Here is an 18397-nt window from a genome sequence, read left to right as displayed (position 1 = left end):
TCTCCTTCATGTACGTGAGAAACCTGAACTGGACTGTATCAATCGCCGCGCCCTACCGTCGGATCATGCTCTCGTCCGTGCTCGCGGGATTCGGCCTCGGCCTGTCGTTGATCGTCGCCATCGGGGCTCAGAACGTCTTCGTCCTGCGGCAGGGCATCCGTCGCGAGCATGCGATGACCGTGGCCACGGTGTGCGCCCTCTCGGACGCGGTGCTGATCGCCGCGGGCGTGGCCGGGACGGGCGCCCTCTTGCAGCAGGCACCGTGGCTGATCACCGCCGCGCGCTGGGCGGGAGCCCTGTTCCTCGCCGGCTACGCGGTGCTCGCCGCGCGTCGCGCGCTGCGTCCGAACGGCGATGCGCTGGCCGTCGAAGCGGACACGTCCTCCGCGTCTCCCGGCGACGCCGAGGCGTCACCGCGACGCGGAACGACGACGCGGAGGTCGATCGCACTGACCTGTCTCGCGCTGACCTGGCTCAACCCGCATGTCTACCTCGACACGGTGTTCCTGCTCGGATCGATCGCCCACGCGCAGGGCGTGAACGGCGAAGGACGCTGGTGGTTCGCCGGGGGCGCCGTCGCGGCATCCGTGCTCTGGTTCTTCGGGCTCGCGCAGGGGGCGCGATATCTGGGACGGTGGCTCGGCTCCCCGCGCGCGTGGCGGTTCCTCGACGCCGCGATCGCCGTGGTCATGCTCTGGATCGCCGCACGCCTCATCTGGGAGCCGTGACGATCCCTATCGGGACGCTCTTCCGAGGTGCGCGCCGCGGGGGCGCTCTTCCAAGGGGCACGCCGCGGGGACGCTCTTCCGAGGGGCACGCCGCAAGGACGCTCTTCCGAGGGGCACGCCGCAAGGAGAGGATGGGGTCATGAGACGAGTGCGGGTGACGATCAGCGGCGAGGTGCAGGGTGTCGGGTACCGGTACACGATGCAGCGGGTCGCGGAGCGGGCCGGCACCGTGGGCTGGGTGCGCAACCTGCGTGACGGACGGGTGGAAGCGGAGATCGAGGGCACGGATGCCGCGGTGCGCGACGTCCTGACCTGGGCCGCGGAAGGGCCTCGCGGCGGCTATGTCGACGACCTGTCGGTGCAGGATCTGCCACCCATCGGCGGCGACGGCTTCGAGGTGCGACGCGACGGCTGACCGGCGGGAGGGCGGTCCGGTGGCTCAATCGGGTCGACGCCGCCGTGGACGACGGGCCAGCCGATCGATCGGGTCGACGCGCCCGGGAACGACGAAGGGCCCCACCTCGCGGCGGGGCCCTTCGTTTCTCGCGAGACGCGGTGCGTCAGGCGATGGAGTTGACGTCCAGCGGGATGCCGGGGCCGAACGTGGTCGACACGGCACCCTTCTGGATGTAGCGACCCTTCGAGCTCGACGGCTTCAGACGCACGATCTCCTCGAGCGCGGCCTTGAAGTTCTCGTCCAGCTGCTCGGCCGTGAACGAGGCCTTGCCGACGACGAAGTGCACGTTGGCGTGCTTGTCGACGCGGAACTCGATCTTTCCGCCCTTGATCTCCTCGACGGCCTTGGCCGGGTTGGGGGTCACGGTGCCGGTCTTGGGGTTCGGCATGAGGCCACGGGGACCGAGGACCTTACCCAGGCGACCGACCTGGCCCATGAGCTCCGGGGTCGAGACGGCCGCGTCGAACGCGGTCCAGCCTGCGGCCACCTTCTCGATGAGCTCGGCGCCGCCGACCTCGTCGGCGCCCGCGGCGATGGCGGCCTCGGCGGCCGGGCCCGTCGCGAACACGATGACGCGGGCGGTCTTACCCGTGCCGTGCGGCAGGATGACCGTGCCACGGACCATCTGGTCCGCCTTGCGCGGGTCGACCGCGAGCTTGAGGGCGACCTCGACGGTGGAGTCGAACTTCTTCGAGCCGGTCTCCTTCGCGAGGTTCACCGCCTCGGTGGACGTGTAGAACTTGTCGCGGTCGATCTTCGCCGCGGCTGCTTCGTAAACCTTGGACTTAGCCATTGTGCGTTCCCCCTCAGTCCTCGACCGTGATGCCCATGGAGCGGGCGGTGCCGGCGATGATCAGCGAGGCGGCCTCGATGTCGTTCGCGTTCAGGTCGGGCATCTTCGTCTCGGCGATCTGACGGACCTGGTCCTTGGTGAGCTTCGCGACCTTGGTGGTGTGCGGGGTCGGCGAACCCTTGGCCACACCGGCGGCCTTCTTGATGAGCTCCGCCGCGGGCGGGGTCTTCAGGATGAACGTGAAGCTGCGGTCCTCGTAGACGGTGATCTCCACGGGGATGACGTTGCCGCGCTGCGACTCGGTCGCGGCGTTGTACGCCTTGCAGAACTCCATGATGTTGACGCCATGCTGACCGAGCGCGGGGCCGATCGGCGGCGCCGGGTTGGCGGCACCGGCGTTGATCTGAAGCTTGATCAGGCCGGTCACCTTCTTCTTCGGTGCCATTCTCTTTCCTTCTGTCGAGCACCCCATCCGTGCGGATCGGGGCGCGCTTCCACCCGTCCGGCGGACCCGGAAGGTGGTGGGATCGTCGCGCGACGGACGCGCAACCTCTTGAGTCTACCGGATGCCGCGGCATCCGTCATCTGCCCCGCCTCGCCCCCTCTTCCAACCGCGTCCCACTTTCTGTTGTTCGGTCGCCCTTCCAGCGACACAAAGTGGGACACCCCCCCCCAGAAAGCGGCTCACATGTCGCAGCTTCACGACCATGTCCCACTTTCTGGCGTCCCGACGGCCTCCGAGCGACAGAAAGTGGGACACACCCCGCAGAAAGCGGGACGCGACCCGCAGAAAGTGGGACAGGGCCGGCAGAAACTGAGAGAGGGCCGGCAAAAACTGCGACAGGGCCGGCAGGCGGCCGCCCATACGGACCGGCCTCATGGCCATGTCCCACTTTCTGTCGTTCAGCAGGCTGCCAAGCGACACAAAGTGGGACACGACCCGCAGAAACTGGGACACGGCGTGCCAGTGCCGCAGAAAGTGGGACACCAGCCGCGGCCGACCGCCCCACCACCCGCCCCCATGACGGTGTCCCACTTTCTGTCGTCCGGACGGCCCCCGAGCGACAGAAAGTGGGACACGGCCCGCACAAAGTGGGACACACCCCGCGGAAAGTGGGACACGGCCGGCGGAAGACCGGCCGCACGCGAGAACGGCACGCTCCGTGGGGAGCGTGCCGTTCTCGGAAGGATGCCGGTGAACCGGCATCCGGTCAGGACTGCTTGGTGACCTGGTCGAAGGAGAGCTCGACCGGAGTCTCGCGCTCGAAGAGCGAAACGAGGACCGTGAGCTTGCCGCTCTCGGGCTTGATCTCGCTGATCGAACCGGGGAGTCCGGCGAACGAGCCCTCCTTGATCGTGATGGTCTCACCGATCTCGAAGTCGACCTCGGTGATGACGTTGCGCACCGGCGTCGCCGAGCCCTTGGCCGCGCCGCCCTTGGCGGGAGCGGTCTCGGTGACCTGCACGAGCGCCTTCAGCATGTTGAACGCCTCTTCGAAGCGCAGCGGCGTCGGGTTGTGGGCGTTGCCCACGAAGCCGGTGACACCGGGAGTGTGACGCACGACCGACCAGGTGTCCTCGTTGAGCTCCATGCGCACGAGCACGTAGCCGGGGATCCGGACGCGCGTGACCATCTTGCGCTGACCGTTCTTGATCTCGACGACGTCCTCCATCGGGACCTCGACCTGGTAGATGTCCTCTTCGACCTCGAGCGAGCTCTTGCGCTGCTCGATGTTGGCCTTCACCTTGCGCTCGAACCCGGCGTAGGAGTGGATGACGTACCACTTGCCCGGCAGCGAACGCAGCTCCGCGCGGAAGGTCTCGTAGGGGTCGGCCGCCTCGTCGGAGTCGACGTCGCCGACCTCCTCGGCGGTCTCGGATGCGTCGACGACGTCTGCAGCCTCGGAGACCTCGGCGACGAAGTCCTCGTCGAGCGCGGGGGCATCCGGCTCGCCGTTGACGTCGGGGCCGTCGTACGGGGTCACATCATCGGCGGCGGCCGCAGCGGCCTCCGCCTCTTCCTCGGCGAGCGAGTCGTTGAGCACCTCGGCGGCAGCCTCGGCCTCAGCAGCCTCGTCGATCTCCAGTGCGTCGTTCACGATGGCATCCGCCTCCGGGTCGTCGATGTCGATCTCGTCGTCGGCGTCATCCTCGTCCTCGTTCACGACGTGGACGGCGAGGTGCTCGGCGGACTCGGACGAGCGCTCCTCTGCGGCGAGGACGTTGCCCTCCTGGGCCTCGTCATCCTCACTGGACTGCTCTGCGGCAGTCGCCCAGTCGACATCGTCGGTGAACTTCTCAGACACGTGCGTTCTCTTCCATCGGGGGCGGGTCGGGCGTGGGATGCCGTCGCTCAGGCCGGAACGCCGAAGACGACGTTCACCACCCAGGTGAAGAGCAAATCGAGGCCGTACACGATCGCCATCATGACGACGACGAAGCCCAGGACCACCGCGGTGTACTTGACGAGCTCCTGGCGGGTCGGGGTGACGACCTTGCGGAGTTCACCGAACACCTGACGGATGAAGAGGGCGATCCGCTGAACGAAGTTCAGCTTCTTTTCGCGGGGCGCGCTGCTCGCGACGACCTCGCCGTGCGCCTCTTCCTGAACCATGTACCCACCCGTGTGAATTGCTCGGACTTGCTTCCGTGACGGCGGGACGCCGGCACGCCTTCGTTATCAGCTGTGCGCTGACGCGCAGGGCGGACAGGAATCGAACCTGCAACCTGCGGTTTTGGAGACCGCTGCTCTGCCAATTGAGCTACCGCCCTAGAGACCCGGAGGCCTCGAGGTCGAAGCCTTACCTCTCCCCCCCGCACAACCAGGGCACGGCGAAAGAATGCAGACTTCAACTGCTGTGTCCAGCATACGTCATGCCCCCGGAACGCGCGAACGCGGGGGCCCGGCCGCATGGCTCAGTACTGCTGCACGCCGTAACGATCGGGCTCCGATCCCCGTCGGACATCGCGCCCCGAGAGGGATGCCGGGGTGATCCGCACGTAGTTGTACTTCACCGTCGGCACCCACGGCTGCAGGGGAAGCCGGTCGGCTTCGGCCACCTCTTCGACGGTGTCGAGGCGACGGGCACGACCGCGCACGACGACGCTCCAGGCATCCGTCTCGGTGTACTCGTCGGCTTCGAAGAGCACCTCGTCGTTGATGGCGATCTCGGTGAGCTTGCTGCCCTCGGCCGTGCGGAAGACGAGGCTCTCGCCGTCGACGGTGTAGTTCACGGGGAAGATGTCGAGCACATCGCCCACGCGGGTGACGAGACGCCCCAGCTGCTGTTCTGCGAGGCGATCCCAGCACTCTTGGTCGGAGAGGCGGGTGACGGGATCAGAGACGTGGTCCATGAACCCATCCTGGCCCGCCGAAGGTCGTGCCGCCAGGCCATGCGCCGGAAGAACCCCCGCGGCGCATGGCCGAGCGAGCGCGTCAGCCGGCCGTGCGGATGAGCTTCTTGTTGACGAATTCGTCGGCGGCGAGGAGCCCCATCTCGCGCCCCGTACCGCTGCGCTTGACGCCGCCGAAGGGAAGTTCGGGCGAGTCGGCGAGGACGATGTTGATGTAGACCATTCCGGCATCGATCCGGTCGGCGACCCGCTCGGCCTGCGCCGCATCCGTCGTGAAGACGTAGGAGCCGAGCCCGAACGGTGTGCCGTTGGCGACGTCGACGGCCTCGTTCTCGTCCGCCACGCGGTAGACGACGCCCACGGGTCCGAAGAACTCCTCGCGATACGCGTCCATCTCGGGGGTGACCCCGGTGAGCACGGTGCCCGGGTAGTAGGCGCCGTCACGGACACCGCCCGTGACCAGGGTCGCGCCCTGCGCGACGGCGCGGTCGACCTGCTCCGCGAGACGCTCGGCGGCCGCGAGCGACGAGAGGGGGCCGAGGACGGTGCCCTCGGCGAAGGGATCGCCGACCGTGGCATCCGCCATGGCCGCGGAGAACTTCTCGACGAAAGCGTCGTAGAGGTCGTCCACGATGATGAACCGCTTGGCGCCGTTGCACGACTGCCCGTTGTTGTCGAGACGCGCGTCCACGCCCATCTGCACGGCCCCGTCGAGGTCGTCCGTCGACAGCAGGAGGAACGGGTCCGACCCGCCGAGTTCGAGGGCGACCTTCTTCAGGTTGCGGCCGGCGATCTCGGCGACGGCCGATCCGGCGCGCTCCGAGCCGGTCACGGACACCCCCTGGACGCGGCGGTCGGCGATGACATCCGCCGCCTGGTCGTTCGTCAGGCGCACGTCGGCGTAGACCCCCGCGGGAAAGCCCGCGTCCGTGTACATCTGCGCGATCGCCGCCGCGGATTCGGGGCACTGCGGCGCGTGCTTGAGCAGGATCGTGTTCCCGACCGCGATGTTCGGCGCCGCGAAGCGCGCGACCTGGTAGTACGGGAAGTTCCAGGGCATGATCCCCAGCAGCACGCCGAGCGGCGCGCGGCGGATGACCGCCGTTCCCTCGCCGAGGATGTCGATCGGGCTGTCGCCGGTGATCTCGTCGATGTGCTCGGCGTAGAACTCCGTGATGTCGGCGGCGAAGTCGACCTCGCCCTCCGCGGCGGCGAGAGGCTTGCCCATCTCGCGGACGCTGATCGCGGCGAGCTCGTCGCGGCGCTCGCGGTGGAGCTCGGCGACGCGGCGCAGCAGAGCCGCACGCTCCGTCGGCGCTGCGGTGCGCGCCCAGCCGCGGAACGCCTCGTCGGCGGTGGCCAGAGCATTCTCGACGTCGGCGTCGGTCGCGGTCGGGTAGGTCGCCAGCGTCTCGCCGGTGGCGGGGTTGGTGACGGCGTATTCGCTCATGGTGTCCTCATCGGTGTCGGTGCGGTGTCGGGTCGGATGCGGGCGGATGCCGGTTCGCGGCCTACGCCATCGGGATCAGCGTGTACTTCGTGGACAGGAACTCGTGGATGCCCTCCAGCCCGCCCTCGCGCCCGACGCCGGATTGCTTGACGCCCCCGAAGGGGGCGGCCGCGTTCGAGACGACCCCCACGTTCAGGCCCATCATCCCCGTGTCGAGACGGTCGATCATGCGGACGCCCCGCGCGAGGTTCTCGGTGAACACGTACGAGACGAGACCGTACTCGGTGTCGTTCGCGAGGCGCACCGCCTCGTCCTCGTCCTCGAACGTCGCGATCGCGAGCACGGGCCCGAAGATCTCCTCGCGCAGGATGTCGCTGCCGGGGGCGACCTCGGTGATGACAGTCGGCTCGAAGAACGTGCCCGGCCCCTCGATCGCCGCGCCGCCGGCGCGCACCGTCGCGCCGCGCTCGACGGCATCCGCGACGAGCGCGGCCGTGCCGTCGACGGCCTTGCGGTCGATGAGCGGTCCGATCTGGACGCCCTCCTCGGTGCCCCGGCCGATCTTCATCGCCCGCACCCGCTCGCAGACGCGGTCGGCGAAGCGCTCGGCGATGCCGGCGTGCACGATGAAGCGGTTGGCGGCGGTGCAGGCCTGGCCGATGTTGCGGAACTTCGCGGCGAGGGCCCCGTCGACCGCCTTGTCGAGGTCCGCGTCGTCGAAGACGACGAACGGCGCGTTCCCCCCGAGCTCCATCGACACCCGCAGCACGCCCTCAGCAGCCTGGGCGATCAGCTTCTTCCCCACCGGGGTCGAGCCGGTGAACGAGAGCTTGCGCAGCCGCGGGTCGGCGATGATCGGACCCGAGACGGCGCTCGACGCGGTCGTGGTGACGACGTTGACGACCCCTTCGGGGAGCCCCGCCTCGACGAGCAGCGCGGCGAGAGCGAGGGTCGTGAGAGGCGTCAGCTCGGCCGGCTTCACGACGACCGTGCACCCGGCGGCGAGCGCCGGCGCGATCTTGCGGGTCGCCATCGCCAGGGGGAAGTTCCACGGCGTGATGAAGAAGCACGGGCCGACCGGCCGCTGGCTGATGACCATCCGCCCCGTGCCCTCGGGGTTCTCGCCGTACCGCCCCGCGATGCGGACGGCCTCCTCGCTGAACCAGCGCAGGAACTCGCCGCCGTAGGTGACCTCGCCGCGCGCCTCTGCGAGCGGCTTCCCCATCTCGAGCGTCATGAGCAGCGCGAACTCGTCCGCCCGCTCCGTGAGGAGGTCGAATGCGCGGCGCAGGATGTCGCTGCGCGTGCGCGCCGGGGTGGCGGCCCAGGCATCCTGCGCGGCGACGGCCGCGTCGAGCGCGCGGATGCCGTCGGCCGCGGAGGCGTCGGCGATCTCGATGAGCACGTCGCCCGTCGCGGGGTCGCGCACGGGGAACGTGCCGGACTCGCCGTCCTGCCAGCGTCCGCCGATGAACAGCTGACGGGGGGTCTTCGCGAGCAGGTCGCTCTCGGTGATCATCGTGCGTTCTCCTTGGATCGGCGGAGGGAGGGCGGAGCATCCATTCCCAGTGTCTCTCCGCGGAAGAAGGCGGGGCGCTTCACGGACTGCCAGATCATGATCGCGATGCCCGTGACGATGATCGTGATGCCGAGGACGAACACCAGCCCGACGCCGAACACCTCCGAGCCGCTGCCGTAGTCCGGCGACATCGAGTCGATCAGGGTCGTGACGAACAGCACCGCGAGGATGACGCCGCCCAGCAGCGGGAACAGCAGCATGAAGAAGAAGTTCCGGGTCGAGTCGAACCACTGCCGACGGAAGTACCAGACGCAGGCGAAGGCGGTGATCCCGTAGTAGAAGCAGATCATCATGCCGAGCGTCAGGATCGTGTCGGAGAGCACGTTGGTGCTCACGACCCGCATCACCGAGTAGAAGCCCGCCGCCACGACCGCCGAGACGATCGTCGCGAATCCGGGGGTGAAGAAGCGCGGGCTGACCTTGGCGAAAGATGCCGGCAGCGCCCCGTAGTGCCCCATCGCGAGCAGGGTGCGGGCAGGGCCCACGAACGTCGACTGCAGCGACGACGCGGAGCTCGTGAGCACCGCGAGCGAGACGAGCGCCGCGAAGGGGCCGAGGATGGGCCCGGCGAGTGCGAAGAACGCGTTCGACTGGATGTCGGGGTTGCCGAGACCGAACTCCCCGTCGCCGGTGCCGGCGTACATGATCATCGACACGGCCAGCAGCAGGTAGAGCGACACGATCGTGATGACCGTGATGGTCGCCGCCCGCCCGGGGGTCTTCTCGGGGTCCTTCGTCTCCTCGTTCATGGTGAGGGTGACATCCCACCCCCAGAAGATGAAGATCGACAGCGACAGCCCCGCAGCGAACGCACTGAACGATGACACGGCGAACGGGTTGAACCACTGCCAGTCGAACGGCGTCGCGTCGAACGCCTGGCCTCCGGCGAATCGGGCGAAGGCGGCGATCGCGAAGCCGATCAGCACGATCACCTGGAAGGTCACGAGCACGTACTGCAGCTTCTGGGTCGTCTGCATGTCGCGGTACGACACGAACGTCGCCGCAGCGACGAACAGCAGGCAGACGACGATGTTCACCGGGATGTTCGCGGCGAGCTCCGCCGTCTCCGGTCGACCGGTCACCTGAGCGATCAGCAGGAAGAGGAAGTCGACGGCGATGCCGGCGAGGTTCGACAGGACGATCACGGTGGCCGCGACCAGACCCCATCCCGCCATCCAGCCGACCCACGGGCCGAACGCGCGCGCGGCCCACGTGAAGGAGGTCCCCGAATCGGGCATCCGGCTGTTCAGCTCGCGATAGCCGAAGGCGACGAGGAGCATGGGGATGAAGCCGACGAGGATGATCGCCGGAACCTGAACGCCGACGGCGCCGACGGTCGGGCCGATCGCGGCGGTGAAGGTGTACGCCGGGGCGATGCACGAGATGCCGATGACGACGGCGCCGATCAGGCCCACCGTTCCGGCGCTGAGGCCCTTCTTCGACAGGCCGCCGGTGGATGCCTCGGCGGCGGACTGGGGTGCGCTCATCCTCGAGCCTCCTCCGTGCGGGTGGTGCGGGGAACGACGATCACCGGGACGGTGACCTCGTGGAGCATCTTGGCGGCGGTCGATCCGAGGAACAGCCGCCGGGGCTGGGCGAGCCGGCTGGAGCCCACCAGCAGGACTTCGCCGCCCTGCCACTCGAGATGCGACACGGCGTCTTCGATCGAGTCGCCCGAGGCGACCACGACGTCGGCGGCCAGCCCTGCCGGCAGCTCGGCCGCGGCGGCCTCGAGCACCTCTTCGGCCTCGGTGGATCCGGCGAGACGGATGGCCGCGGTGTCGGCCGACGGCGGCAGATCGACGGGCAGGAGCGACAGCAGCCGGACGGGCACCCCCGCGCGCTCGGCCAGCTCCGCGGTGGCGCCGATCAGGGCGTCGGCGCCGGGGCGTGTGCCGATCGCGACCGTGACGCGCGACAGACCCGTCTCCGCGGCGACCTTGCGGGCACCGCGCGGCACGAGCACCACGGGCACGTCCGACGAGTGCAGCAGCTCGGTCGTCGTGGACCCGAGGCGGTGGCGACCGCGCGACGCGCCGTCGGCGGCGCCGACGACGACGTAGTCGGCGCCGATCGACCCCGCCAGCTGCACCAGTCCTTCGGCGAAGGACTCGGCGGTGCGCACGTGCGCGTGGCCGACGACGTCGGCCGGGATGCGATCGATCGCTCCGGCGATCCAGCGCTGCGCCTGCTCGTGCAGGTAGCGATCGTACGCCGCATCGGGCGGTGTGATGACGCTGCGCGACGGGCTCGGCAGGACGATCGCGACATCGAGCACGGCGTCGGTCGCCGCGGCGAGACGGGCCGCGAACGCGACGGCATCGCGCCCCGTCTTGGTCGCCGTGTAGCCGACGACGATGTGACCCGTCACGCCCGCACCCCGTCGACGATCTGGGATGCCACGAGGCGCCCCATCCGGATCGCGCCGTCGACGTGCTGGTAGCCCGCGCCCGCGAGGTCGCTGCACGCGAAGCGGATCGGCCCGACGGGCTCGCGCAGGTGCGCTCCGTAGCGGGAGAGCCCACCGAGGTCGAAGCTCGCCGCATATGCGCCGCGGGTCCACTCCTCGCTCCCCCAGTCGCTCTCGTAGTACACAACCGGGTTCTTGGCTTCGGGCCCGTAGTAGTGCGACAGCGATTCGAGGATGCGCTCCTTGCGCTCGTCGGCGCTGAGCTCGAATACCCCGTCGGCGTGGAGGTCGCTGACGAAGCCGACCAGCGTGCCGCGTTCGTCGCCGTGATTGGTGTTGTCGTAGGCCTCGTGCGAAAGCTCGTACGGACTGAAGGCGGTGCCCGACAGACCCTGTTCGCGCCAGAACGGCCGGTCGTACACGGCGTGGACCTTGATGACGAAGCCCATCGAGATGTGCTGGTGCATCTGGTGCTGCAGGCGGGGCAGCGGCGGCACGAAGCCGATGCGCGGGTACAGGACCGGCGCGAGGGCGAGGATCACCTGTCGGGCGTGCACGGTCATCCCGTCGGAGATCACGGTGGCACCGGCATCCGACCAGTCGATCGTCCGCACCGGCTGGTTGAGGAACACGTCGGCGCCGAGACGCTCGGCGAGCAGGATCGGCACCTGCTGCAGGCCGCCGACGACACGCTTGTCGAGGATGAAATCCGCATCGACCAGGTGCGAGTAGCTGCCGGCACTCGCGGCCATGAGCAGCGACTGCAGCAGCGACATCGCGTGCGTCGGCTTGGTGAGCATCGCCGAGCCGGTGGCGAACGCGAGGTTGCGGACGGCCTCGTCGTCGTCGGTCTGCTGACGCAGCCAGGCATCCCACGAGATGCGGTCCCATTCGGCGGCCTTCTCGTGCGCCCAGGGCCGGTCGGGGTCGATCTCGGCCACCATGGCATCCAGCCGCTCGGTGATCTCGGCGATCACCTGCTCGGTCTCGGGCGACACCGGGAACATCTCGCCCGTGAACCGGTGCGCGACCCCGTCGGGTCCGACGTAGACGCTGTCGCCCTCGCGGTAGCGCGAGAAGGTGTCGAGCCCGAGGTCGGCGACCGTCTCGATCAGCGCCGTCTGGTCGGGCGAGATCCACTGGCCGCCGATCTCGAGCATCGCGCCGTCGATCGTGTCGGTCCACAGGCGCCCGCCGACGCGGTCGCGCGCCTCGAGGACGGCGACGGACAGGCCCGCCTTCTTCAGCTCGTTGGCGGCGGTGAGGCCTGCGGCCCCCGCCCCGACGATGACGACGTCTCGGGTGATCTCGGTCATTCGTGCTCCTCGGTCCATGTCCCAGTAAGTGCTGATGCGGTGGTCCCGAAACGACCGGATGTGGGACATGCCCGGCCGAAAGTGGGACGAGGTCGTGCGAATCTGCGGGTCAGCGGGGCGGCTGGGCGGCGAGCGCCGCGGCGACGACGTCGAGCCCCTCGATCAGCAGGTCGTCGGGAATCGACAACGGCGGCAGGAAGCGGATGACGTTGCCGTAGGTGCCGCACGTGAGCACGATGACCCCCTCGGCGATCGCCGCCTTCGCGACGGCGGCGGTGAGCGCCGCATCGGGGGCCTTCGTCACCGGATCGACGAACTCGGCGGCGATCATCGCACCGTGGCCGCGCACGTCACCGATGCGCGGGTCGGATGCCTGCACGGACTCGAGGCGGGCGCGCAGGATCCCCCCGATCTGCTGCGCCCGCCCGAGCAGGCCTTCGTTCTCGAAGGCCTCGATGGATGCCAGGGCCGCCGCACAGGCCACGGGGTTGCCCCCGTAGGTGCCGCCGAGGCCGCCGCCGTGGGTGGCATCCATGATCTCCGCCCGGCCCGTCACCGCCGCCAGCGGCATGCCGCCCGCGATGCCCTTCGCCGTCGTGATGAGGTCGGGGACGATCCCGAAGAGCTCACTCGCGAACATCGCGCCGGTACGGGCGAAGCCCGTCTGCACCTCGTCGGCGATGAACACGACCCCGTTCGCACGACACCAGTCGACGACGGCGGGCAGGAACCCGTCCGCGGGCACGATGAAGCCCCCCTCGCCCTGGATCGGTTCGATGATGACGGCGGCGAGATTGTCGGCGCCGATCTGCTTCTCGATGAGCGAGATCGCCGTCGCCGCGGCATCCGCACCGCTCAGGCCGTCGCGGAAGGGGTAGGACGCGGGCACGCGGTACACCTCGGAGGCGAAAGGCCCGAAGCCGCTCTTGTAGGGCATCGCCTTGGCCGTGAGCGCCATCGTGAGGTTGGTGCGGCCGTGGTAGGCGTGGTCGAACGCCACCACGGCCGGCCGGCCGGTGAATCGGCGGGCGATCTTGACCGCGTTCTCGACGGCCTCGGCGCCCGAGTTGAACAGGGCCGACTTCTTCTCGTGGTCGCCGGGGGCGAGCGCGTTGAGCTTCTCGGCGACCGCGACGTACGAGTCGTAGGGCGAGATCATGAAACAGGTGTGCGTGAACTGCGCGACGGCCTGCTGCACGGCGGCGACGACACCCGGGTGCGCGTTGCCGACGCTCGTGACGGCGATACCGGAGCCGAGATCGATGAGCGAGTTGCCGTCGGCATCGACCACGACCCCGCCGCCGGCGGCGACCGTCTCGATGGGGACCGTGTGGGCGACTCCGGCGGCGACGGCCGCGCGCTTGCGCTCCAGCAGCTCCTGCGAGCGGGGACCGGGGATCGGCGTGACGATGCGGCGCTCCTGCGCCAGGGACGGTCCGCCGACGAAGGCGGTGTCGATGATGCTCATGCCGGGAGCGTACGAGTCGGGACTGTCGCGCCACACCCGCCACCGTGTACATTCTGAGCGCAGTGACAGACCTCACGTACAGCCGCTCCACCGATGGGACCGTCGCCCATGGCAGATCCGCAGCCGACCCTTCGCGCCTTGCTCGCGCGTCCCGAGCTCGACCTGCGCCTCGCCTCGGACCCGGATGCCATGGCCGACGGCGCCCTCGACACTCCCCTGCGCTGGGTGCACAGCTCCGACCTCGCCGATCCGACCCCCTTCCTGGCCGACGACCTGCTGCTGCTGACGACGGGCACCCAGTTCGCCGGCGCCGACGGCCCCGCTGCGTACCACGCGTACGTGGCGCGGCTGAGCGCACGCGGCGTCCGCGGACTCGGATTCGGCACCGAGGTGGTGCGCGACGGCATCCCGCCCGCCCTCGTCGACGCCTGTCGACGCGAGCGGATGCCGCTGTTCGAGGTTCCCTACCGCACGCCCTTCATCGCTCTCGCCCGCGCGAACGCCGAGGCCATCGCCGCCGAGGCGTACGCCCGTCGCACGTGGGCTCTCGCGGCACAGCGGGCGATCTCGCTCGCGGCGCTCCGCCCCGACGGGCTCGCCGCGACGGTGTCGGAGCTCGCGCATCAGCTGAACGCCTGGGTCGGCCTCTTCGACGCGGCGGGGACCCTGACCCAGAGCGCGCCCGAGACGGGGCCCGCCCCGGAGGTGCTCGAGGCCGTCGTCGCCGAGGCCGGGGCACTGCTGCGGCGCGGAGCGCGCGCGGCCTCCACCCTCGACGCGGCCGGCGAGCGCATCACGATGCAGACGCTCGGGCGCGGCGGACACCTGCGCGGACTGCTCGCGATCGTCGGCGCCGAGCTCGATCTCGAGGGCCGCAGCGTGGTGACCTCCGTCATCGCGATGGCGGGTCTCTCACTGGAGCAGAACGTGGGCCTCGGCAGAGCGCGCTCGGCGCTGCGGGCCGGGCTCCTGCAGGCGCTCCTCGCCGACGAGCCGCAGCTGCCGCGCCGGGTCGCGCGCGAGCTGTGGGGCCCACTGCCCAGCGCCCCGGTCGTGGTCGGGGTGGCACCCGTGGCATCCCGCCGGCTGGACGCCGCCGTCGACTGGCTCGAACTGCGCGCCGTGGAAGAGCGCGGGGCTGTCTTCTACGGCCGCGGGCCGGATGGGATCGTCGTCGTGGTTCCCGCCGCAGACGAACGCACCGCCGGCGAGCTCGCGGCGCTCGTCGACACCGGCGTCGGACTGTCGGACCCCACCGATTACGCCTCGTTCGGCCGCGCGCATGCGCAAGCGGTCGCCGCGCTGCGCCGCGCGTCGTCGGGGGGCGTCGCACGCTTCGGCGACGTCGCCGCCGAGGCGTTGCTGTCGAGTCTCGACTCACCCGCCGTGAGGGTGCTCGCCGACGCCCGGCTGCGCCCGTTGCGTGCGCATGACGCCGCGACCGGCAGTTCCCTCGTCGAGACACTGCACGCGTGGCTCGCCCACGACGCGCGCATCGACGAGACCGCCCGGGTTCTGGGCATCCACCGCCACACCGTGCGCGCCCGGGTGGCACAGGCCGAGCGCGTGCTCGGGACCGATCTGTCCGCCTTCCCCGCGCGCGCCGAGCTCTGGGCGGCTCTCCTGACCCCGCCCCTCTGACCCAGGGGCGATGCGGCCCTCGCGACCCGTTCGGAGGCGCCAACACGTGCGTGCCGTGCGCGCGTGCCCGCAGATCGGCGCCTCCGAACGGCGCGCGCGGCGCGAGCCGCATCGGGGCAGAGAGGCGAGCCGTTCAGCAGCCGCAGCTGCGACGGACGACGAGCTGGGGCGCGAAGACGGCGTCGAAGCGCGCCTGACCGTCGGGCAACGGTCCGGCCTGACCGGCCAGGATGCGCGCCGCCGCGCGCCCCATCGCCTCCATCGGCTGTCGGACCGTCGTCAGCGTGGGAGTGCTCAGGCGCCCCGCGAGGATCCCGTCGAACCCGGTCACCACGACATCCTCGGGTACCCGCAGCCCCCGAGCGCTCAGCAGGTCGATCGCAAGCAGTGCGTGCTGATCGGTCGAGCACACGAGGGCATCGGGCAGCGCCCCGGCGTCGATGAGAGCGTTCAGCTGCTCGATCAGCCGGTGCTCGCCCTTGACGGTCGCGTCGATCGGCTCGGGCCGCGGGCGCAGCCCCCACCGGCGCAGCGACGCCAGGTACTCGCCGAACCTCTCGGTGCCGTCGGTGCTCTCGAGCCGGCCGACGAAGGCGATGTCGTCGATGCCGTGGTCGTCGACGAGATGGTCGATGAGCGCCCGGATGCCGCCGCGGTTGTCGACCCGCACACGGTGGTACGGGTCGTCGTCGGGGGCGACGCTGAAAAGCACGGTGGGGATCGTGACGGTCACCCGCGATAGCGCGGAGGGCAGCGCATCGGTCGGGAAGATCGCGAGTCCGTCGACGCGACCCGCCGTATCGGCGATCGACACGTCGCTGTCGGAGCCGCTCGTGACCATGACGGGGCGCCCCATCATCCAGCACTCGAGGGCGAATCCACGCTGGATCTCGTCGACGTACAGCGGGAACGCGCGCGGATCGGAGAGCGTCTCGTCATCCGTCATCCCCCAGGGGATGACGCCCCCGCCGCCGAGTGTCGGGCGATGCACCGCGGACTGCTCGTCGTCCGCGCGAGCGCCGGGGTCGGCGCGCTCCAGCATGAGGTCGAACGCATGCAGTCCGAGTGTGCCGGTGCGTCCGCGCGCGAGCCCGCGAGCGGCGGCGCTGGGGGCGTATCCGAGACGGCGGGCGGCGGCCAGGACGCGCTCGCGCGTGGCATCCGTGAGTCGTTCCGGATGCCGGAACGCGAACGACACCGAAGCGATCGAGACCCCGGCCTGCTGCGCGACGTCGTACACGGTCGGGCGGCGCGCCGGCGCAGCGGCATCCGTCATGGTTGTGTCCTCCTCGTGACGAGCCGCTTCGCGGGCCATCCCGCCCCTTACGCGCGCGCCGTCGTCAACGACAGGCCGAAGTGCACGGGGAAGAGCGGGTCCTCCGTATCCGACGGTACATCCTCACGCGAGGCGCGGACGGCGTCCATCGACCGGGGAAGCTCCACGGGAAGCCGGCCCTCCGGCGCGATCCGACCCGTGAGCGCGTCGAGCACGGCGGCGCCCGAGCTGCCGAAGTCGGCGGCGATCGCCGCGGCGAACTCCGCGAACGGCGTCAGCACGGCGGCGCGGTCGAGGTTCGCGACCAGCACGAGGGGGCACTGCTCGGCGATCCTGCGCATGCGGTACACGCGCCCCGGCGGGAACTCGAGCGACCCCTGGTGGAACCACGCCTCGAGGAACAGGTCGTCGCGCGGGTCGAAGGGGGCACCGAGCCGCACGAGGGCGAGGTCCGCATCGGCGGGGTCATCGACCACCACGCCGAGCTCGGCCGCCTCGTCGGCGCGGAAGCCTTCGACGTACACCCGACCCACGGGTCGCAGCGGCAGGGTCGGGGCGCCCGAGGCATCCTCGCGGTTGACGAGCACCGTCAGCGCCCGCGCCTGCGCGCGCTCGCCCTGTGCCCGGAAGTCGGCGTTGCCGACGATCCGCTCCGCCTCGTCCGGGTCGACGTAGGGGTCGTCGAACAGGCCCAGGCGGAACTTCACGAGCAGCAGGCGCCGCGCCGACGCGTCGATGCGCTCCTCGCCGATCCGCCCCGAGCGGACGAGGTCGAGCAGCAGGTCGACGCACTCCTCGCCGCCGAACTGGTCCGCACCGGCATCCAGGATCTTCTCCATCCGCTCGGCGGGGGTGAGCTCCTCGACGCCCCACGCGCGCGCGGGCAGCACCTGGTCGCCGACGTGATTGTCGTTGACGAGCTCCCAGTCGGTGACGACGACCCCGTCGTAGCCGAGCTCGCCCCGCAGCAGGTCGGTGACGATCTGGCGGTTGTACCCGAACCCGACTTCCTCGATCTTCTCGCCGCCGCGCTCGAGGCCGACGGGCATCCCGTAATACGGCATCATCGCGGCGGTTCCGCGGCGGATCGCCTCACGGAAGGGTTCCAGGTGGTACTCGAACATGCCGCCCGGGTAGACCTGCTCGCGCCCGTACGGGAAGTGCGAATCCTCGCCGTCCTTCTGCGGGCCGCCGCCGGGGAAGTGCTTGGTCGTGCAGGCGACGCTGTCCGGCCCCAGCTCATCACCCTGGAAGCCCTGCAGATAGGCCGCCGTGAACTCGGCGACCCGCGCGGCATCCTGACCGAGGGTCTGCGCCTGGCGGCCCCAGCGCGGCTCGGTGGCGAGGTCGATCTGCGGATGCAGCGCAGCGCGGATGCCGACGGCGCGGTACTCGCGACGTGCGACGTCGGCGAACTCGCGCACCGTCTCGACGTCGTCGATCGCGGCGAGTCCGAGTCCCTCCGGCCACTGCGAGAAGGGGCCGGCCGCGAAGCCGACGCCGGTGTTCTCGACGAAAGCGTGGCGAGGGTCCGTGCTGATCGTGACCGGAACGCCGTGCGGCGTCCGCTCGGCGAGCGCCTGCAGGTTGTTGTTCCAGACCGCGGCCTGGCGGGCGGTGCGGATCGCGTGCACGTTGAAGTGCGACAGGTTCTTGCCGACGACGACCTCGGTCGTGGGCGACTTGGAGATGCGGCCGGGGGCTTCGAGCAGCTCACCGTCGTCGCCGACCTCGATGACCGTCTGGAACATCAGGCCGCACTTCTCTTCGAGACTCATCCGGCTCACGAGGTCGTCGGCACGCTCCTCGGGGCTGAGGCGCGGATCCTCATAGGGGTCCATGACGCCGTTGCCGTTGAGGTCGCGGTACGACGTTCCGTCGGCGGCGGTGGAGAGATGGGGGGTCATCGGTTGCCTTTCTCGGGG

Annotated in this window: 16 protein-coding genes and 1 tRNA gene; 3 read left to right on the top strand and 14 right to left on the bottom strand. The window is 70.1% G+C overall.

The features are described 5' to 3' along the window. The first annotated feature begins 65 nt into the window (after nt 1–65). Both JOE64_RS03470 and JOE64_RS03465 read left to right on the top strand, forming a co-directional pair. A complete protein-coding gene (locus JOE64_RS03470) occupies nt 66–728 on the top strand; it encodes a LysE/ArgO family amino acid transporter (RefSeq protein WP_204964946.1) in 663 nt (220 codons plus the stop codon). 139 nt (nt 729–867) lie between these two features. Then, entirely contained in the window at nt 868–1143 is a 276-nt protein-coding gene (locus tag JOE64_RS03465; protein WP_204962971.1) for an acylphosphatase, read from the top strand. A gap of 145 nt (nt 1144–1288) precedes the next feature. Here JOE64_RS03465 and rplA read toward each other — a convergent pair whose 3' ends face one another. The 12 genes from rplA to gabT form a co-directional block, all read right to left on the bottom strand. Then, on the bottom strand, nt 1289–1978 hold the full coding sequence (rplA, locus tag JOE64_RS03460; RefSeq protein WP_204962970.1) for a 50S ribosomal protein L1: 690 nt from the start codon (nt 1976–1978) through the stop codon (nt 1289–1291). 13 nt (nt 1979–1991) lie between these two features. Further along, nucleotides 1992–2423 (bottom strand): 50S ribosomal protein L11, encoded by a 432-nt coding sequence (gene rplK, locus JOE64_RS03455; RefSeq protein WP_196384053.1) that lies wholly within the window; start codon nt 2421–2423, stop codon nt 1992–1994. A gap of 766 nt (nt 2424–3189) precedes the next feature. Continuing rightward, the gene (gene nusG, locus JOE64_RS03450) at nt 3190–4284 is read right to left on the bottom strand and encodes a transcription termination/antitermination protein NusG (protein ID WP_204962969.1); all 1095 of its coding nucleotides are present in this window, start codon (nt 4282–4284) and stop codon (nt 3190–3192) included. 47 nt (nt 4285–4331) lie between these two features. After that, nucleotides 4332–4592 carry a preprotein translocase subunit SecE gene (gene secE, locus JOE64_RS03445; RefSeq protein WP_204962968.1) on the bottom strand — a complete coding sequence of 87 codons (261 nt, stop codon included), beginning with the start codon at nt 4590–4592 and terminating at the stop codon, nt 4332–4334. A gap of 85 nt (nt 4593–4677) precedes the next feature. Beyond that, a tRNA-Trp gene (locus JOE64_RS03440) sits at nt 4678–4750 on the bottom strand. Between the two features lie 144 nt (nt 4751–4894). Next, nucleotides 4895–5332, bottom strand: a complete 438-nt coding sequence (locus JOE64_RS03435) for a pyridoxamine 5'-phosphate oxidase family protein (protein WP_204962967.1) — start codon at nt 5330–5332, stop codon at nt 4895–4897. A gap of 82 nt (nt 5333–5414) precedes the next feature. After that, on the bottom strand, nt 5415–6782 hold the full coding sequence (locus JOE64_RS03430; protein WP_204962966.1) for an NAD-dependent succinate-semialdehyde dehydrogenase: 1368 nt from the start codon (nt 6780–6782) through the stop codon (nt 5415–5417). A 61-nt stretch (nt 6783–6843) separates the two neighbouring features. Continuing rightward, a complete protein-coding gene (locus JOE64_RS03425) occupies nt 6844–8301 on the bottom strand; it encodes an NAD-dependent succinate-semialdehyde dehydrogenase (protein ID WP_204962965.1) in 1458 nt (485 codons plus the stop codon). Next, the gene (locus tag JOE64_RS03420) at nt 8298–9848 is read right to left on the bottom strand and encodes an APC family permease (RefSeq protein WP_204962964.1); all 1551 of its coding nucleotides are present in this window, start codon (nt 9846–9848) and stop codon (nt 8298–8300) included. Before JOE64_RS03420 ends, JOE64_RS03425 begins: the two co-directional genes overlap by 4 nt. Beyond that, the gene (locus JOE64_RS03415) at nt 9845–10732 is read right to left on the bottom strand and encodes a universal stress protein (RefSeq protein WP_204962963.1); all 888 of its coding nucleotides are present in this window, start codon (nt 10730–10732) and stop codon (nt 9845–9847) included. Before JOE64_RS03415 ends, JOE64_RS03420 begins: the two co-directional genes overlap by 4 nt. Then, on the bottom strand, nt 10729–12087 hold the full coding sequence (locus tag JOE64_RS03410; RefSeq protein WP_204962962.1) for a flavin monoamine oxidase family protein: 1359 nt from the start codon (nt 12085–12087) through the stop codon (nt 10729–10731). Before JOE64_RS03410 ends, JOE64_RS03415 begins: the two co-directional genes overlap by 4 nt. Before the next feature lie 109 nt (nt 12088–12196). Continuing rightward, complete coding sequence (gabT, locus tag JOE64_RS03405) at nt 12197–13555, bottom strand: 4-aminobutyrate--2-oxoglutarate transaminase (RefSeq protein WP_204962961.1); 1359 nt, start codon at nt 13553–13555, stop codon at nt 12197–12199. Between the two features lie 108 nt (nt 13556–13663). Here gabT and JOE64_RS03400 point away from each other — a divergent pair, with 108 nt between their 5' ends. Further along, nucleotides 13664–15196, top strand: coding sequence for a helix-turn-helix domain-containing protein (locus tag JOE64_RS03400; protein WP_204962960.1), 1533 nt, complete (start codon nt 13664–13666; stop codon nt 15194–15196). 133 nt (nt 15197–15329) lie between these two features. On the opposite strand, the gene JOE64_RS03395 is transcribed toward JOE64_RS03400, so the two are convergent. Then, nucleotides 15330–16472, bottom strand: a complete 1143-nt coding sequence (locus JOE64_RS03395) for a LacI family DNA-binding transcriptional regulator (protein ID WP_204962959.1) — start codon at nt 16470–16472, stop codon at nt 15330–15332. A gap of 47 nt (nt 16473–16519) precedes the next feature. Next, nucleotides 16520–18379, bottom strand: a complete 1860-nt coding sequence (locus JOE64_RS03390) for a glycoside hydrolase family 3 protein (RefSeq protein WP_204962958.1) — start codon at nt 18377–18379, stop codon at nt 16520–16522. Nucleotides 18380–18397 lie beyond the last annotated feature (18 nt).

Origin of the sequence: Microbacterium dextranolyticum (assembly GCF_016907295.1) — a bacterium.
GTDB lineage: Bacteria > Actinomycetota > Actinomycetes > Actinomycetales > Microbacteriaceae > Microbacterium > Microbacterium dextranolyticum.
This window is presented reverse-complemented; position numbering and strand designations above follow the sequence as displayed.